Raw genomic sequence first — 15,159 nt, 5'->3', positions numbered from 1 at the left:
ATGCTAAAAATTAATGATATTGATGTGTTTTATGGTAATATTCAGGCATTGAAAGGAATCTCCATCGAAGTAAATAAAGGTGAAATTGTTACATTAATTGGTGCGAATGGGGCAGGGAAAAGCACATTACTTAAAACGATTTCTGGATTACTAAAGCCAAAGCGTGGATCAATCGAATATTTAGGATCTGCAATTGACGGAAAGCCGGCGCAATCTATTGTGAAATCAGGAATTTCCCATGTACCTGAAGGAAGACGTGTATTTTCCAATATGTCAGTGGAGGAGAATCTAGAGCTAGGGGCTTATTTAAGATCGGATCGTGACGGGATTAAAAAGGATATGGCCCATGTCTTTGAGTTGTTTCCTCGCCTTTTAGAACGACGCAAACAGCTTTCAGGAACACTTTCAGGTGGAGAGCAGCAAATGCTTGCGATGGGGCGCGCTTTAATGGCTAAGCCAAAGCTAATCATTATGGATGAACCTTCAATGGGCTTGGCACCACTAATGGTAAAAAACATATTTAATATTATCGAGATGGTTAATAAAGAAGGGGTTACTGTTTTACTAGTGGAGCAAAATGCGAATATGGCATTATCCGTTGCACATCGCGCCTATGTTTTGGAAACAGGTAAAATCGTACTGGCAGGATCAGCAAAGGAACTGCAGGAAAGTGATGAAGTAAGAGCCGCTTATTTAGGTGGATTATAAAAATTGAAGAAGGCTATGTTAAAAGTCAAAAATACTTTTAACATAGCCTTCTTTATGTATAGATCTATAAACTATTGTTACCAAACCCGACGACTTCATAAATTGCATGGATTAAATCATCCAAATCCCAATAGTCACCACTTACCGTTAATCCTGTTAAATTCTCAGTTGGCTGTATTGTTAGCATAACGATGCTCCCCATGCCAAGTAAGCAACTCTCCCGGTTAAGGGAGAGGATTACTTATTATTTTGGTGTATAATCTAGTAACTTAAATAGTTCATTTTTTTCTTTTTCTGAGAGATCTCGCCATTGTCCAACCTTCAAATTACCGATATGAATATTCATGATGCGAATGCGCTGAAGTCTTTGGACAGAATAGCCAAGTGCCGAGCACATACGACGGATTTGGCGGTTTAAACCTTGCTCCAAAATGATTTTGAACACTTGCGAAGAAACCTTTTCAACACGGCAAGGTAATGTCGTGGTATCCAAAATTTCCACACCTGCACTCATGTCGTGGATGAATTTGTCGGTAATCGGTTTATCGACTTGTACGACATACTCCTTTTCATGGTGATTTTCTGCTCGTAAAATTTCGTTTACAATGTCACCATCGTTTGTAAGAAGGAGCAATCCTTCAGAGTCTTTGTCTAAACGGCCAATATGGAAAATACGCAATGGATGGTTTACAAAATCCACGACATTGCCTTGAATATGTTTTTCCGTAGTACTTGTAATTCCAACAGGCTTGTTTAGAACGATATACACTAACTGCTCTTCTCTTTTTACAAGTTTGCCATCTACAAATACTTCGTCACCTGGTTCTACTTGGCTGCCATTTGTTGCAATGACGCCATTAATCATTACCCGTCCATCTTCTACCCATTTATCTGCACCGCGACGAGATACGATGCCAGTTTCTGCTAAATATTTATTTATACGCATAATTTTTTCACCTACTAATAGAATATCTCCAGTATACATGAAATGACCTATAAATTCGTCTCACGTAGTTTTAAATAATTGTCGTTAATTCTGAACTAATGATTTAAATTGTTCGAGCGGCATAGAATTTTGAACAGGAATCCTAGGTACATATAACCGTGGACTAGTTATTTTGGTTTTGCCACCTTTATTCAAAAATGCTAATGAAATATTATTTTCTATAAATGTAGCTTCGTGATTTTTATTAAACTTCCCATATGGATAAGAATAGTACTGTGCTTGTATATTAGGGTCGATTTGCTTTAGCACTTCATTCATTTGCTGGATATCGTAATGCAGATCCCTAGACGATGTAAGCTGGAGCTGACTTCTCTGTAATGTATCATTGTATACATGCAACGCATAAGTATGATGCTCAATTTCAATAAGATCCATTATACGGTGAAGTTCATTAAATCCTGCAAATTGTACTATTTCTGCTTCGCTATTAAATGGGGGTGTTTCTTCTTTTACCCGATTCCCAATGACAAAGGTAGTACCATGCATATTTTTTTCTTTTAAAATGGGATAGACCATTTTCTCCAGTGATAAATTGGCATCATCGAAAGTTAAGGCGACTGCTTTTGCAGGAAGTGCCTGCCTTTTTTGCATCCATAAGTCTAGATCCTTTAATGAAATAGTTGTATAGCCTTCATTCTTCAAAAATGTCATTTGCTGTTCAAAATCTCCAATATCAACGACCGAGATATTATTACGGAAATAGGATTTATCAATGTTCTCTACAAAGTGGTGATAAATTAAAGTGGGAACCCCAGCATCAATCTGCATTTTTTTAATGGGCACATATCCAAGTTTCCCACCGATGACAACCTCATAAAAATATCCTTTCACACCATTAGAGCTAATACGCGTATTAGCGCTTAATGTAGCAATTTGTTTACTACTATTACGATGGGAATTATAAACCGGCGTGGATTCATTGGTTAAAATCTGTATCTTATTATTGTTTTGCGCAGGAGTAATTTTTTCGTTTGTGCTTTTCGCATCTTGTTTATCGATATGAACCTTTGCATTGCCAATCTCGATCATCCAATTTAGATCTTCTGAAGTAGCGAGGTATGTTTCCCCTTTTTTTAAAGTAATGTACTTTACTTCTTGGTTATTATGCAAATAAAAATTAGCTGTTGTATCTTTTTTAATTTTTACTGTTTCTTGTGATGAAGCGTATGAGGCATTTATAAAAAAAAATGAGAAAAATAATGAAATAAAAAGAGTACTAAAATGTTTCATTTGTATACTTCCTTTTGATTGATAGTAATAATTACCAGTATAGCAGAATATTTAAAATAAAATATTCTTAAAATTGTAGTTTAATATTTGAAATTATTGGATTCTTCTGACAATATAATAGTTAGAGATACCTCTCGCAACCAGGTGAGTTATGAAATGGAAATTGCCAAGTGCCTGCATATGAGGGTATGGTCACAACAATTTTTGCAAAGGGGAGAGAATTCAATGGCAGCAGTGTATCACAATCCTAACACAGATGGCGCATTAGTGAATTTTAAGGAGCGCTATGACAACTTTATTGGTGGTAAATGGACACCTCCAGTAAAAGGGGAGTATTTTGATAATATAACACCGGTTACTGGAAACATTTTTACGCAAGTTGCTCGTTCAACTGAGGAGGATATCGAACTTGCATTAGATGCAGCGCATGCAGCAAAGGATGCTTGGGGTAAGACATCTGCCGCAGAGCGATCAAACATTTTACTGAAGATTGCTGATCGTATGGAACAAAACCTAGAAATGTTAGCGGTTGCAGAAACATGGGACAATGGTAAAGCTGTACGGGAAACATTGAATGCAGATTTACCACTTGGTATTGATCATTTCCGATATTTTGCGGGGGTATTACGTGCACAAGAAGGATCGATTAGTCAGATTGATGATAATACAGTTGCTTATCATTTCCATGAGCCAATCGGAGTTGTAGGACAAATTATACCGTGGAACTTCCCTTTACTTATGGCAATATGGAAGTTGGCGCCAGCACTTGCTGCAGGAAACTGTGTTGTATTAAAGCCGGCTGAGCAAACGCCAACGTCGATTTTAGTGTTAGTTGAGTTAATTGAAGATTTACTGCCACCTGGTGTAGTGAATGTTGTGAATGGTTTTGGTTTAGAAGCAGGTAAGCCACTGGCATCTAGTCCACGCATCGGAAAAATCGCCTTTACAGGGGAAACGACGACAGGGCGCTTAATTATGCAGTATGCTTCACAAAACTTAATCCCCGTTACATTAGAGTTAGGTGGTAAATCACCAAATATATTCTTTGAAGATATTATGGATGCAGACGATGCATTTTTGGACAAAGCCGTGGAAGGTTTCGTATTGTTCGCTTTAAACCAAGGGGAAGTATGTACTTGTCCATCCCGTGCGCTTATTCAAGAGTCGATTTATGAGAAATTCATGGATCGTGTATTGAAGCGTGTTGAAGCGATTAAAACAGGAAATCCTTTAGATACAGATACAATGATGGGTGCTCAGGCTTCCTCTGAGCAAATGGAAAAAATCCAATCGTATTTACAAATTGGAAAAGAAGAAGGTGCTGAATGCTTAATCGGTGGCGAGAAAAATGATCTTGGCGGCGATTATGCAAACGGTTACTATATTAAACCAACTGTATTTAAAGGTCATAATAAAATGCGTATTTTCCAAGAAGAAATTTTTGGTCCAGTCGTTGCAGTAACAACATTTAAGACGAAAGAAGATGCTTTAGAAATCGCAAATGATACACTTTATGGTTTAGGAGCGGGTGTGTGGACGCGAGATATGAATACAGCCTACCGCTTTGGACGTGGCATTGAAGCAGGTCGTGTATGGACAAATTGTTATCATGCATACCCGGCACATGCAGCGTTTGGTGGGTACAAGATGAGTGGTATTGGACGCGAAAATCATAAAATGATGTTAAGCCATTATCAACAAACGAAAAACCTTTTAGTAAGCTATGATGAAAACCGTTTAGGCTTCTTCTAAGAGAGGGGGTACGATTTTGGTTGAACGTGTAACCGCAACCGATGCAGCACTACAATTAATCGAGAAGTTAAAAGACCGCCATGGGCCGGTTATGTTTCACCAATCAGGAGGGTGCTGTGATGGCTCATCGCCTATGTGCTATCCAGATGGAGATTTAATAATTGGCAATCAGGATGTGTTGCTAGGTCATATTGGAGACAGTCCTTTTTATATGCATAAAAATCAATATGATTATTGGAAGCATACACAAATTATAATTGATGTTGTTGATGGTCGGGGCGGTATGTTTTCATTGGAAGGTGTCGAGGGTAAACGCTTTTTATCAAGGTCACGTGCATTTACAAAAGCGGAGCTTGAACAGCTTCAAGGATAAATTGAAGAGTAAACGCTGATGGGAATACCAATACCATTGGCGTTTACTTTTTTTGGGCCGATAAAATACATTGTTTTTCACCTCAAATAAATTAGGCGTATAATAATGGCTAGGAGTGTGAAGATATGGAAAAGTCATCTTTTATTCAATTGCTTAGCCAAAATTATGAGCGGATGGAGCTCTTTTTCGGAACAAATGAAACCAGTAATATTCGAATACCTTTAGCTAGTCAGTTTACATTTTCACGTGAAACATTTAATGGACCAAAATTTGAGGATAGTGTTAAAAAAATACATAAACAAAAACCAAAGAAAAAGTTGCTGGATATTTTATCATCATCCAATAATATATCTGCATTAACTTATAGAATTTTAGTGCATCTTGTATTACATCCAGAACCCGAGCAAGAGCTGAAACGCTTAATCTCAAATGAAAAGTTGCTTATAAAGGCGGGATTTAAAAATAGTGCCTATCAAAATATTGCTGCATTATTTTTAACAGATGAAGAACATGCATTTCGAGCAAAGAAATTACATAACGAAATGAAAAAATATCACTATTTTTTAACTGGCAAAGATGACATTCCTTACGCAGTATTATTAACAAATCAATCCAGTAACTATGGAACGATGGCTGAAACGATGCGGCAATATTATGATGGATTGCAGAAAGAAGGTTTTAAAATTGGTGATTCATTACAGGCGATGACACAGCTTTTGACATTATATCAAGAGGAGTTTCAGCCAACTTTAATCGAATATACTGTTGCGATTAAACAATCATTTACTAACAAAAAGGTAAAGGTAGGTAAGAAATTTTATCCATATTTGGCCTTGCTCGCTTTAGTAGCTGCAACTTCTGAAGTAGTGAATGAAATTATTGAGCTATCTCAGGAATTAATGAGCTTATCTATGTATGCAAGAGAAAAGGAATATGCATTAATGACTGCAACTCACTATGTGCTGCACCACTTAATTGAAAATAATCAATTAGCTGATTTTAACGATAGCCTACTTTTTATGCAAGCCATTAATATGAGTGATTTTATAAATGATATGACATTTTTTTTAGCATTTGATATTCTCGATATATTTATTTAAATCGGGTAGATAATATAGAGGAGGGATTAATTATGAAAGAAACAAAATTATGGATTAATGGCAAATGGGAAAGTACAGCGGAGTTAAGCGAACTAACAGCACCCTATACGGGGAAAATAATTGCGAAAGTTGCAAAGGCCTCTGTTACTGATGTGGAAAGAGCGATTGAAGGGGCTCATAAAGCGTTTCTGTCATTTAAGAAGACAACGGCATATGAACGTGCAGAGATTTTATATAAAGTTGCGGCAATTATGCGTGACCGTAAATTTGAGCTTGCAAAAATTTTAGCAGATGAAGCGGCAAAACCGTTATCAGCAGGACTTACTGAATTAGATCGTACAATTACTACGTATCAATTCGCAGCAGAAGCGGCAAAACAAATTACAGGTGAAACCGTTCCAATGGATGCTACACCTGGTGTTAAAGATCGAATGGGCTATACAAAACGAGTACCATTAGGAGTAGTCTCTGCAATAACACCGTTTAACTTTCCGTTTAACTTAGTGGCGCATAAGTTAGGGCCGGCGTTTGCTGTAGGGAATACAGTCGTTTTAAAACCGGCATCACAAACACCATTAAGCGCACTTGCAATGGCAGAAATTTTTAAAGAAGCTGGATTACCGGACGGGGCTCTGCAAATTGTGACTGGCGGTGGTGGCGATTTAAGCGATACCCTTGTGACACATCCGCTTGTGAAAAAAGTTACATTTACTGGTAGTGGAGCGGTTGGACTGAAAATTAAAGAAAAGGTCGGCTTACGTAAAATTACATTAGAGCTAGGTTCAAATGCTGCATTAATTGTAGAGCCTTCAACACCAATTGAAAAAGTTATAGCGCGCTGTGTAGGCGGGGCATTTGGCTTTGCGGGACAAGTCTGCATTTCTCTACAGCGTGTATATGTTCACAGTTCTATTTACGAGCAATTCACGAAGTTGTTTGTTGAAGAGACAGAAAAGTTAGTGGTTGGAGATCCACATGATGAACAGACAGATGTGAGTGCCATGATTCACCCTGATGAGGTAAAACGTATTAAGGATTGGATTGAAGCCGCGAAACAACAAGGTGCGGTTGTTGCAACAGGGGCGGAATTTACGGATCGTACATGCTCGCCAACTGTCATGACAAATGTGAAGCCGGATATGAAAATTGTATGTGAAGAAACCTTTGCGCCTATTGTATCGATTGTTCCATATGAAACATTGGACGAGGCGATAGCGCTCGTAAACGAATCAGATTTATCCTTAAATGCGGGTATTTATACAAACGTTTTCACAGATGCCATGAAAGCTGCAGAGGAGATTGAAGCAGGAACGGTAGTTATTAATGATGTTCCTACATTCCGTGTAGATAATATGCCATATGGTGGTGTTAAAATGAGCGGCTATGGCAAAGAAGGTATTAAGTATGCTGTGGAAGAAATGACGGAGCTGAAATTTATAACAATGAAGCTGACATATTAAAAATTCAAACTAGCACTTTGCCCTATCGAATAGTAACATGGAGTGTAGTTAGAAAGGAGGATATTTATGAAAACAACTTTACCAATGAGTTATTCAAAATCTATCCAAACTCGATTAGTACTACCTCCTGATACGAATCATCATCAATCTATATTCGGGGGAAAAGTATTAGCATATATTGATGAAATAGCGGCAATTGCAGCAATGAAACATTCTCAGGGAGAGGTCGTCACAGCATCTTTTGACTCCGTAGATTTTGTCTCACCAGCTTATGCAGGTGATATGATAGAGCTAGAGGCAGTTGTTTCTGGGACAGGGCGAACTTCAATGGAAGTGTATGTGCGTGTTGTTTCGAGAAATGTTAAAACCGGAGCCAAAAAATTAACGACAGAATCTTTCGTGACAATGGTTGCAATTGATGAAAACGGCAATCCGAAAGAAGTACCAGGCGTAGAGCCAGAAACAGATTTTGAACGTCATTTATTTGAAACAGGTCCTATTCGCCAAGAACATCGAAAGCAAAAGCGAGTCTTATCAAAAAATCGCCGAGCTTAAATTCTTAAGTAATAAGCAAAAAGGCAGTGTGCACAGTAAAATTTTATTTTGCACACTGCCTCTTCTTATTCTCCCGGAGCTAACGGGATGTTAATTATTTAGTTCATGAACTATACGCAACAACGAATCAGAAGAAGTTGAGACAAGATTTGTTGTATGTGTTAACCCTGTAATAACGGAAGAAATTGTATGAATGTCTTCATTTGTATTTTCATATTTCTTTTTAATACCTGATACAGCTTCTGTAATCGATGTAAAGGAATCCGCTAAATTCTTTTGCGTATCTACACTCATTTTCACCTGCTCATCTACACTTGATACAGAGTGGGACATTTGTGTAATATTGAGCTCGGTTTCTTTAATTAATTGCGATACATTTTGAACAGCCTTTTTCGTTTCTTCTGCAAGTTTTCTTACTTCATCAGCTACGACAGCAAAACCTTTACCATGTTCCCCGGCACGGGCTGCTTCAATAGAAGCATTTAAGGCTAGTAAGTTTGTTTGGTCAGCAATACCTGTTACTAACCCTACAATGTCAGCAATTTTTTGAGAGGATTGACGAAGTGTGACCATTGAAGTTTCCAATGTGTCCACTCGGTCTAAAATCGTCGACATAATCGCAGTTTGACTCACTAAATATGTTGTACCAGTTGTTGATTTGTCTTCTGTCTCCGCTACTAAATTCAAACCTTGCTCTGTATTAGAAGCGATTTCTTCAGATTGGCTGGCTATTTTCTGTAAGGAATCATTTGTTTCATCACTAATGCTATACAATTCCTGCGCGGTATTTTGAATTCGGTCAATTAGTTTTATTTTCAATTCTATATTTTCCATACGAATGCGCTGTTCTTCTTTTTCGTATGCTTCGATAACAAGCTGCTGTTCGAGGCTAATAATTTTCGAGAAAGCATTAACGGCTTTGCCCATCTCGGAATTCGACATATCGACTTTTTCGATAAATTCAATAAATGTCGTGATTAATGATTGGAACGAGGCGATATACCATTTTGATTTTAACCCAATTCTTACATGCACATGCGCAATTGTCTGGCGCTCTTCTATGTAATGTGAATCAATCGAACCTTTAAAAATACTTTCTAAATGATTGGATAGAGTGACTTTTAAACGGTCTATTTTACTTGTATTATTTATAATATCAGTAAGTTCTGTGCTTAAACTAATTGCTTCATAGAATTGCTCTACCATATTAGGAATAATTTCCTGAGCAAAGGGCTCCAGCTGTTTTATAATGGCTAAATCTTCATTAGTTAATTTTAATAATTGAAGCTGTTTACTTTAATCAGGATACTTTGAAACATCTAAAGAAACTTCTTGAGAATATTTAGCTATGTCAAAGTAAGGTTTTTTTGAAACTTTAGTTGCTTTTGTAAATAGAATGCCCATACTATTCCTCATCTCATTAATTTTTTTACTACTACAATCTTACTATTTTTTTGCAGGGATTATCAGTATTATTTCGGTATAAATTCTTATTATTGAAGAATTTGTAATTTAAAATTAAACAAGGTATGATAGAAATTAACAAAAATAGATTTAAAGGGCGTAGAAAAAATGAAATTTCATAAAGGTCGTTTAAAATTTGTTATACCAATATCATTAGGGGTTGCAATTGCTTCTTATATTATGCTAGTTAATAATTATGCAGAAGTAGGCGACCGTGATCGAATATTGATTGTCATAGGAGCTGCCATTTTAACAGCAATAATTTCGTATTTTTTATTTCCTCAAGAAGGGGATAACCCGAATGATAGAGGACCATATTAATGGGAAATCGCTTCTCGTAGAAATCTCGATAAAAAAAATCGGGATTTTTTTATTCCCTCTATGAAACTTTTGTGAATATTATCCGTAAATAAGCTAACAATATAAAGTGAGGTTGATAACAAATGGAATCAAAATGGTCAAAAATTATTATTCATGCTAGTGCCTTTTTTGCTCCTTTCCTAGTACCGATTCTATTTTTCTTAATAAGTACTGAATCTGAAGTAAAACGGACTTCAATTCAAGCATTACTATTCCAAGTAGTATTTGGTATTTTAATTGCAATTGCAGGAATCTTTTCAATTCTGCTAATCGGTTTACCATTCTTATTTGTCTTTGTATTAATATTCTGGATTGCTCCGGTAATCGGAATTATAAAAGCATTATCAGACCAAGACTGGAATTATCCGATTGTTGGTCGTTGGGTCTAACATAAAAGCGGTCGAGTTTGTATAAAACAAACTCGGCCGTTTTTTTACATAAATAGGGATTTTTTATTGCGATTTAGGGGAAACCTAAGTAAGAGCAAATAGTTGCATTGCAAAAAATAAATATTGTATATTTAAGTCAAAGATAGTCAAAGTCAGTTGATGAGAGGTGAAAACAGCATGAGGAATATATCTGACATAATTGAAGGGTATTTGAAGGAAGTTATTGAATTAGATGGGCAGGGACATATTGAGATAAAGCGCAATGAATTAGCGAAGCAATTTTCCTGTGCTCCTTCCCAAATCAATTACGTCATCAATACGCGTTTCACGACCGAACATGGCTACTATGTAGAGAGTAAGCGTGGAGGTGGCGGTTATATTCGGATTTTGCGAGTAACAATCCACTCAAAGAAAAATTTATTAGATGAAATGGAAACACAAATAGGGAATGCCATTGCACAGACGAATGCAGAGCATATTATTTATCGATTGTTGGAAGAGGATATTATTACTGAGCGTGAAGCAAGCATTATGAAAGTGGCCCTAGATCGTGTCACATTACAGGTAGGTTTACCACTCCGTGATCAGTTAAGGGCACGTATTATGCATGCAATGCTACAAACGATTTCTTTTGAAAAGTAGAGGTGTAAATATATGATATGTGAGCATTGTAAGCAGCGTCATGCAAATGTAACGGTAACACAAGTTCACAATGGTCAAAAAGTGGAACGTCATTATTGTGAAGTATGTGCTACACAATTTCATCCATTTCAATTTGATGTGAGTGAAGAGCCAACATCTCTTCAGCAGCTTATATCGAATTGGTTCAATTTTGTACCAGTGAACGCTAAAAAAGAAAGCACAACGAAACAGACAACCAATCCAAAAGCATGTCCTTCTTGTGGGTTTACGTACCGGCAATTTTTAAAGCAAGGAAAATTTGGATGTGGTCAGTGTTATGAAACATTTAGTGAACAATTACCACAGCTGCTCGAACGCATTCAAGCAGGTACACAGCATGTAGGGTACGAAAAAAATGCCCCATCAAAAGAAAAAGTTGAACAACAAATTAACGAACTCCGTACATTATTACATCAGGCGATTGCTGAGGAACGCTTTGAGGATGCAGCTTCAATTCGTGATGAAGTACGTGAATTAGAAAATAAAATCAAACAGGAAGGAGAGGGGAACGCATGAACATCGAGCATTTTCTAACGAATGCTAGTCCAAGCTGGATGCAACATGAAAGCGAATCGGATATCGTCATTAGTACACGCATTCGACTTGCTCGTAATATTGCCAATACTCGATTTCCAATAAGTTTTACAGAAGAAGAGGCACAGGTAGTCGAAGAAAAAATGATGAAGGTTCTACTATCTACAGATGTAAACCCTTATCAATTTTCCTACTTCCAAATAAAAGATATGCCTGTATTACAGCGTCAAATCCTAGTAGAGAAGCATCTTATAAGCCCTAACTTGGCACGGAGAAAAAAAATAGGATCATTTTTTTTAACAAAAGATGAATCCATTAGCATATTAGTAAATGAAGAGGACCATATTCGGATTCAGAGCCTGACACAAGGCATGAACTTAAAAGAAGCCTTTAAGGAGGCTAGAACGATTGACCGCTACTTGAGTAAGTCAATCAACTATGCATATGAAGACCGATATGGCTACTTAACAAGTTGTCCGACCAATGTTGGAACGGGACTTAGAGCCTCTGTCATGCTTCATTTACCAGCACTTACTATGACTAAACAAATGAATGCCCTGATTCAGATGATGACAAGGTTAGGAATGGTAGTGAGGGGTATATATGGAGAAGGAAGTGAAAACTTAGGTAATATTTATCAAATCTCTAATCAGATCACTTTAGGGAAATCCGAAGAAACAATTTTGCATGAGCTTCAAGAAGTAGTAGAGCAAGTCATTCAAAAAGAACAGCTTGCCCGGAAAAATTTATTGATGCGTGCTCCTTCAATTTTAGAAGACCGCTTAAGTCGTGCACTTGGCACATTGAAGTTTGCAAAAATTTTACCGAGTGAGGAAGCCGCAAGCTGTTTATCCAATGTCCGTCTTGGGGTAAGTTTAGGATTATTAGAACCTATTTCACAGCGTAAATTAAATGAGTGCATGCTTTTAATGCAACCTGGACTCATTCAGCAATATATTGGTACTACGTTGCAACCAGCAGAGCGCGATATGTATCGTGCGAAGCTTTTACAAGATAAGTTAAATGAGCAAGATGAAGCTATAAACAATGGGGAAAAAGGAGAGGATTTTTTATGATGTTCAATCGATTCACACAACGTGCTCAAAAAGTATTACAACTTGCTCAAGAAGAAGCAATTCGCCTTAAGCATAAAGAAATTGGAACAGAACATATTTTACTTGGCTTAATTCGTGAAGGTGGCGGGATTGCTGCAAAAGCATTGGAAGCAATTAATATTAGCCCTCAGATGATCGAAACAGGCATAGAGGAATTGGTAGGAAAGGGTACGGAGGAAGTTGGCCCTATCGTTCATTACACACCGCGTGCTAAAAAAGTAATCGAACTGTCGTTGGATGAGTCACGCAAACTAGGTCATGCATATGTAGGAACAGAACATATATTATTGGCATTAATTCGTGAAGGTGAAGGCGTTGCAGCACGCGTACTGGCTAACACGGGTGTAAGTATTAATAAAGCACGCCAACAAGTTTTATTACTATTAGGAAACAATGATGCCAACACTAGTGGAACGTCAAATATGGCGCAAACTGTGAATACACCAACATTGGATAGTTTAGCGCGTGATTTAACAGCAGTGGCACGAGAAGGTTCACTTGACCCTGTAATCGGACGCTCTAAAGAAATTACACGTGTCGTGGAAGTATTGTCACGCCGTACAAAAAACAACCCAGTACTAATCGGGGAGCCAGGTGTCGGTAAAACAGCCATTGCTGAAGGCTTGGCTCAGCAAATCATTAATAATGAAGTACCTGAAACGCTTCGTGACAAACGTGTTATGACACTTGATATGGGTACTGTTGTAGCAGGTACAAAATACCGCGGTGAATTCGAGGACCGTCTGAAAAAAGTAATGGATGAGATTCGCCAAGCCGGCAATATCATTCTGTTCATCGACGAGCTTCACACATTAATCGGTGCAGGTGGTGCAGAAGGTGCAATTGATGCATCCAACATTTTAAAACCATCTTTAGCCCGCGGAGAATTACAATGTATCGGTGCAACAACACTTGATGAATATCGTAAATATATTGAAAAAGATGCAGCATTGGAGCGTCGTTTCCAACCTATCCAAGTCGATGAGCCATCTGTTGATGAAACAATCCAAATTATTAAAGGCTTACGTGACCGTTATGAAGCACATCACCGTGTGAAAATTTCAGACGAAGCAGTAGAAGCGGCAGCAAAATTATCGGATCGTTACATTTCAGACCGATTCTTACCGGATAAAGCAATTGACTTAATTGATGAGGCCGGTTCGAAAGTTCGTTTACGTTCATATACAGTTCCACCGAATTTAAAAGAATTAGAAGATAAGCTAGAGGGTATAAAATCCGAAAAGAATGCGGCTGTTTCAGGTCAGGAATTTGAAAAGGCAGCAGCGTTACGTGATTCGGAGCAAAAGCTAAAACAAGAGCTTGAGCAAATGAAAAAGGAATGGAAAGAAAAGCAAGGTAAAGAAGAGTCTACAGTATATGTAGATGATATTGCCCAAGTAGTTGCGATGTGGACTGGAATTCCTGTTTCTAAAATCGCACAAGCAGAATCAGCGAAGCTGTTGAATCTTGAAGAAGAATTACACAAGCGTGTCGTTGGTCAAGGTGAAGCGGTTGAGGCAATTTCACGAGCTATCCGTCGTGCTCGTGCAGGCTTAAAAGATCCAAAGCGTCCAATTGGTTCATTCATTTTCCTTGGTCCTACAGGGGTTGGTAAAACGGAACTTGCGCGAGCATTAGCCGAAGTAATGTTCGGTGATGAAGATGCAATGATCCGTGTTGATATGTCCGAGTACATGGAAAAACATTCGACTTCTCGTTTAGTCGGTTCTCCTCCAGGATACGTAGGATTTGATGATGGTGGACAATTAACAGAAAAAGTTCGTCGTAAGCCATATTCGGTAGTCTTGCTCGACGAAATTGAAAAGGCGCACCCAGATGTATTCAACATCTTATTGCAAGTGTTGGAAGATGGTCGTTTAACTGATTCAAAAGGTCGTGTTGTAGATTTCCGTAATACGGTAGTTATTATGACATCGAACGTTGGTGCAGATGCATTGAAATACCGTAAGCATGTTGGATTTGGCGCAGCACTAAATGAATCAAAAGATAAAGACATGAAGGGTACAATGTTGGAAGAACTGAAAAAAGCATTCCGTCCAGAATTCTTAAACCGTATTGACGAAATGATTGTGTTCCACTCATTAGAGAAGGATCATTTAAAAGAAATCGTATCATTAATGGCAAACTCTTTAACAAAACGTCTTCAGGAGCAAGAAATTGAGTTACATCTTACAGATGCTGCACTCGAAAAGATCGCTGAAGAAGGTTATGACCCACAATACGGTGCACGCCCATTACGTCGTGCATTGCAAAAACATGTGGAAGACCGTTTATCTGAAGAACTGTTAAAAGGTACATTAGATAAGTCGCAAACAGTTGTGCTTGATTATGTAAGTGATGAGTTCATCGTCCGTACGCAAGAAAAAGTATCAACGAATTAACTAAAGTTGACGAAGCAGGAATCATTACTG

At 37.8% G+C, this 15,159-nt stretch carries 16 protein-coding genes and 1 pseudogene; 12 read left to right on the top strand and 5 right to left on the bottom strand.

What is annotated here, in order from left to right; translation table 11 throughout:
- The gene (locus H9632_RS10955; protein ID WP_191704124.1) at positions 1–708 is read left to right on the top strand and encodes an ABC transporter ATP-binding protein; all 708 of its coding nucleotides are present in this window, start codon (positions 1–3) and stop codon (positions 706–708) included.
- Between the two features lie 64 nt (positions 709–772).
- Here the strand turns inward: H9632_RS10955 and H9632_RS19010 are convergent, their stop codons facing one another.
- From H9632_RS19010 to H9632_RS10945, 3 genes are all read right to left on the bottom strand, one after another.
- A complete protein-coding gene (locus tag H9632_RS19010) occupies positions 773–895 on the bottom strand; it encodes a DUF6904 family protein (protein ID WP_263618327.1) in 123 nt (40 codons plus the stop codon).
- Between the two features lie 57 nt (positions 896–952).
- Positions 953–1,654, bottom strand: a complete 702-nt coding sequence (gene rluF / locus H9632_RS10950; RefSeq protein ID WP_191704123.1) for a 23S rRNA pseudouridine(2604) synthase RluF — start codon at positions 1,652–1,654, stop codon at positions 953–955.
- An 84-nt stretch (positions 1,655–1,738) separates the two neighbouring features.
- Positions 1,739–2,944 carry a polysaccharide deacetylase family protein gene (locus H9632_RS10945; RefSeq protein WP_191704122.1) on the bottom strand — a complete coding sequence of 402 codons (1,206 nt, stop codon included), beginning with the start codon at positions 2,942–2,944 and terminating at the stop codon, positions 1,739–1,741.
- A gap of 225 nt (positions 2,945–3,169) precedes the next feature.
- Here H9632_RS10945 and adh point away from each other — a divergent pair, with 225 nt between their 5' ends.
- The 5 genes from adh (at position 3,170) to H9632_RS10920 (ending at position 8,184) form a co-directional block, all read left to right on the top strand.
- Positions 3,170–4,696 carry an aldehyde dehydrogenase gene (adh, locus tag H9632_RS10940; RefSeq protein ID WP_191704121.1) on the top strand — a complete coding sequence of 509 codons (1,527 nt, stop codon included), beginning with the start codon at positions 3,170–3,172 and terminating at the stop codon, positions 4,694–4,696.
- 16 nt (positions 4,697–4,712) lie between these two features.
- Positions 4,713–5,069: a DUF779 domain-containing protein gene (locus H9632_RS10935; RefSeq protein ID WP_191704120.1), complete on the top strand. Its 357-nt coding sequence runs from the start codon at positions 4,713–4,715 to the stop codon at positions 5,067–5,069.
- 125 nt (positions 5,070–5,194) lie between these two features.
- Positions 5,195–6,169, top strand: coding sequence for a DUF4003 family protein (locus H9632_RS10930; RefSeq protein WP_191704119.1), 975 nt, complete (start codon positions 5,195–5,197; stop codon positions 6,167–6,169).
- Positions 6,170–6,201: 32 nt separating this feature from the next.
- Positions 6,202–7,629, top strand: a complete 1,428-nt coding sequence (locus H9632_RS10925) for an aldehyde dehydrogenase family protein (RefSeq protein WP_191704118.1) — start codon at positions 6,202–6,204, stop codon at positions 7,627–7,629.
- A gap of 66 nt (positions 7,630–7,695) precedes the next feature.
- Positions 7,696–8,184 (top strand): acyl-CoA thioesterase, encoded by a 489-nt coding sequence (locus H9632_RS10920; RefSeq protein WP_191704117.1) that lies wholly within the window; start codon positions 7,696–7,698, stop codon positions 8,182–8,184.
- 90 nt (positions 8,185–8,274) lie between these two features.
- Here the strand turns inward: H9632_RS10920 and H9632_RS19005 are convergent, their stop codons facing one another.
- Both H9632_RS19005 and H9632_RS19000 read right to left on the bottom strand, forming a co-directional pair.
- A complete protein-coding gene (locus tag H9632_RS19005; RefSeq protein WP_263618328.1) occupies positions 8,275–8,799 on the bottom strand; it encodes a methyl-accepting chemotaxis protein in 525 nt (174 codons plus the stop codon).
- Between the two features lie 240 nt (positions 8,800–9,039).
- Positions 9,040–9,465, bottom strand: a pseudogene (locus tag H9632_RS19000) (protoglobin domain-containing protein); the annotation flags it as partial.
- A 291-nt stretch (positions 9,466–9,756) separates the two neighbouring features.
- On the opposite strand from H9632_RS19000, the gene H9632_RS10910 reads away from it, so the two are divergent.
- The 6 genes from H9632_RS10910 (at position 9,757) to H9632_RS10885 (ending at position 15,129) form a co-directional block, all read left to right on the top strand.
- Positions 9,757–9,969: an acyltransferase gene (locus H9632_RS10910; RefSeq protein ID WP_191704116.1), complete on the top strand. Its 213-nt coding sequence runs from the start codon at positions 9,757–9,759 to the stop codon at positions 9,967–9,969.
- Positions 9,970–10,091: 122 nt separating this feature from the next.
- On the top strand, positions 10,092–10,397 hold the full coding sequence (locus tag H9632_RS10905; RefSeq protein ID WP_191704115.1) for a DUF4870 domain-containing protein: 306 nt from the start codon (positions 10,092–10,094) through the stop codon (positions 10,395–10,397).
- Positions 10,398–10,574: 177 nt separating this feature from the next.
- Entirely contained in the window at positions 10,575–11,039 is a 465-nt protein-coding gene (locus H9632_RS10900) for a CtsR family transcriptional regulator (RefSeq protein WP_191704114.1), read from the top strand.
- A gap of 12 nt (positions 11,040–11,051) precedes the next feature.
- Positions 11,052–11,594: a UvrB/UvrC motif-containing protein gene (locus tag H9632_RS10895; protein ID WP_191704113.1), complete on the top strand. Its 543-nt coding sequence runs from the start codon at positions 11,052–11,054 to the stop codon at positions 11,592–11,594.
- Positions 11,591–12,688, top strand: coding sequence for a protein arginine kinase (locus H9632_RS10890; protein WP_191704112.1), 1,098 nt, complete (start codon positions 11,591–11,593; stop codon positions 12,686–12,688). Before H9632_RS10895 ends, H9632_RS10890 begins: the two co-directional genes overlap by 4 nt.
- Positions 12,685–15,129 (top strand): ATP-dependent Clp protease ATP-binding subunit, encoded by a 2,445-nt coding sequence (locus H9632_RS10885; protein ID WP_191704111.1) that lies wholly within the window; start codon positions 12,685–12,687, stop codon positions 15,127–15,129. The genes H9632_RS10890 and H9632_RS10885 overlap by 4 nt, the downstream gene beginning before the upstream one ends.
- Positions 15,130–15,159 lie beyond the last annotated feature (30 nt).

Origin of the sequence: Solibacillus merdavium, assembly GCF_014836935.1 — a bacterium.
GTDB classification, from domain to species: Bacteria; Bacillota; Bacilli; order Bacillales_A; family Planococcaceae; genus Solibacillus; species Solibacillus ferritrahens.
Note: the sequence above shows the minus strand (reverse complement) of the source record. Positions and strands in the feature narration are given on the sequence as shown.

What these genes read in the sequence shown, in the direction of transcription:
- H9632_RS10955 (WP_191704124.1), top strand. Translation starts at nt 1, where the DNA reads ATGCTAAAAATTAATGATATTGATGTGTTTTATGGTAATATTCAGGCA.
- H9632_RS19010 (WP_263618327.1), bottom strand. Translation starts at nt 895, where the DNA reads ATGCTAACAATACAGCCAACTGAGAATTTAACAGGATTAACGGTAAGT.
- rluF (WP_191704123.1), bottom strand. Translation starts at nt 1,654, where the DNA reads ATGCGTATAAATAAATATTTAGCAGAAACTGGCATCGTATCTCGTCGC.
- H9632_RS10945 (WP_191704122.1), bottom strand. Translation starts at nt 2,944, where the DNA reads ATGAAACATTTTAGTACTCTTTTTATTTCATTATTTTTCTCATTTTTT.
- adh (WP_191704121.1), top strand. Translation starts at nt 3,170, where the DNA reads ATGGCAGCAGTGTATCACAATCCTAACACAGATGGCGCATTAGTGAAT.
- H9632_RS10930 (WP_191704119.1), top strand. Translation starts at nt 5,195, where the DNA reads ATGGAAAAGTCATCTTTTATTCAATTGCTTAGCCAAAATTATGAGCGG.
- H9632_RS10925 (WP_191704118.1), top strand. Translation starts at nt 6,202, where the DNA reads ATGAAAGAAACAAAATTATGGATTAATGGCAAATGGGAAAGTACAGCG.
- H9632_RS10920 (WP_191704117.1), top strand. Translation starts at nt 7,696, where the DNA reads ATGAAAACAACTTTACCAATGAGTTATTCAAAATCTATCCAAACTCGA.
- H9632_RS19005 (WP_263618328.1), bottom strand. Translation starts at nt 8,799, where the DNA reads ATGTCGACGATTTTAGACCGAGTGGACACATTGGAAACTTCAATGGTC.
- H9632_RS10910 (WP_191704116.1), top strand. Translation starts at nt 9,757, where the DNA reads ATGAAATTTCATAAAGGTCGTTTAAAATTTGTTATACCAATATCATTA.
- H9632_RS10905 (WP_191704115.1), top strand. Translation starts at nt 10,092, where the DNA reads ATGGAATCAAAATGGTCAAAAATTATTATTCATGCTAGTGCCTTTTTT.
- H9632_RS10900 (WP_191704114.1), top strand. Translation starts at nt 10,575, where the DNA reads ATGAGGAATATATCTGACATAATTGAAGGGTATTTGAAGGAAGTTATT.
- H9632_RS10895 (WP_191704113.1), top strand. Translation starts at nt 11,052, where the DNA reads ATGATATGTGAGCATTGTAAGCAGCGTCATGCAAATGTAACGGTAACA.
- H9632_RS10890 (WP_191704112.1), top strand. Translation starts at nt 11,591, where the DNA reads ATGAACATCGAGCATTTTCTAACGAATGCTAGTCCAAGCTGGATGCAA.
- H9632_RS10885 (WP_191704111.1), top strand. Translation starts at nt 12,685, where the DNA reads ATGATGTTCAATCGATTCACACAACGTGCTCAAAAAGTATTACAACTT.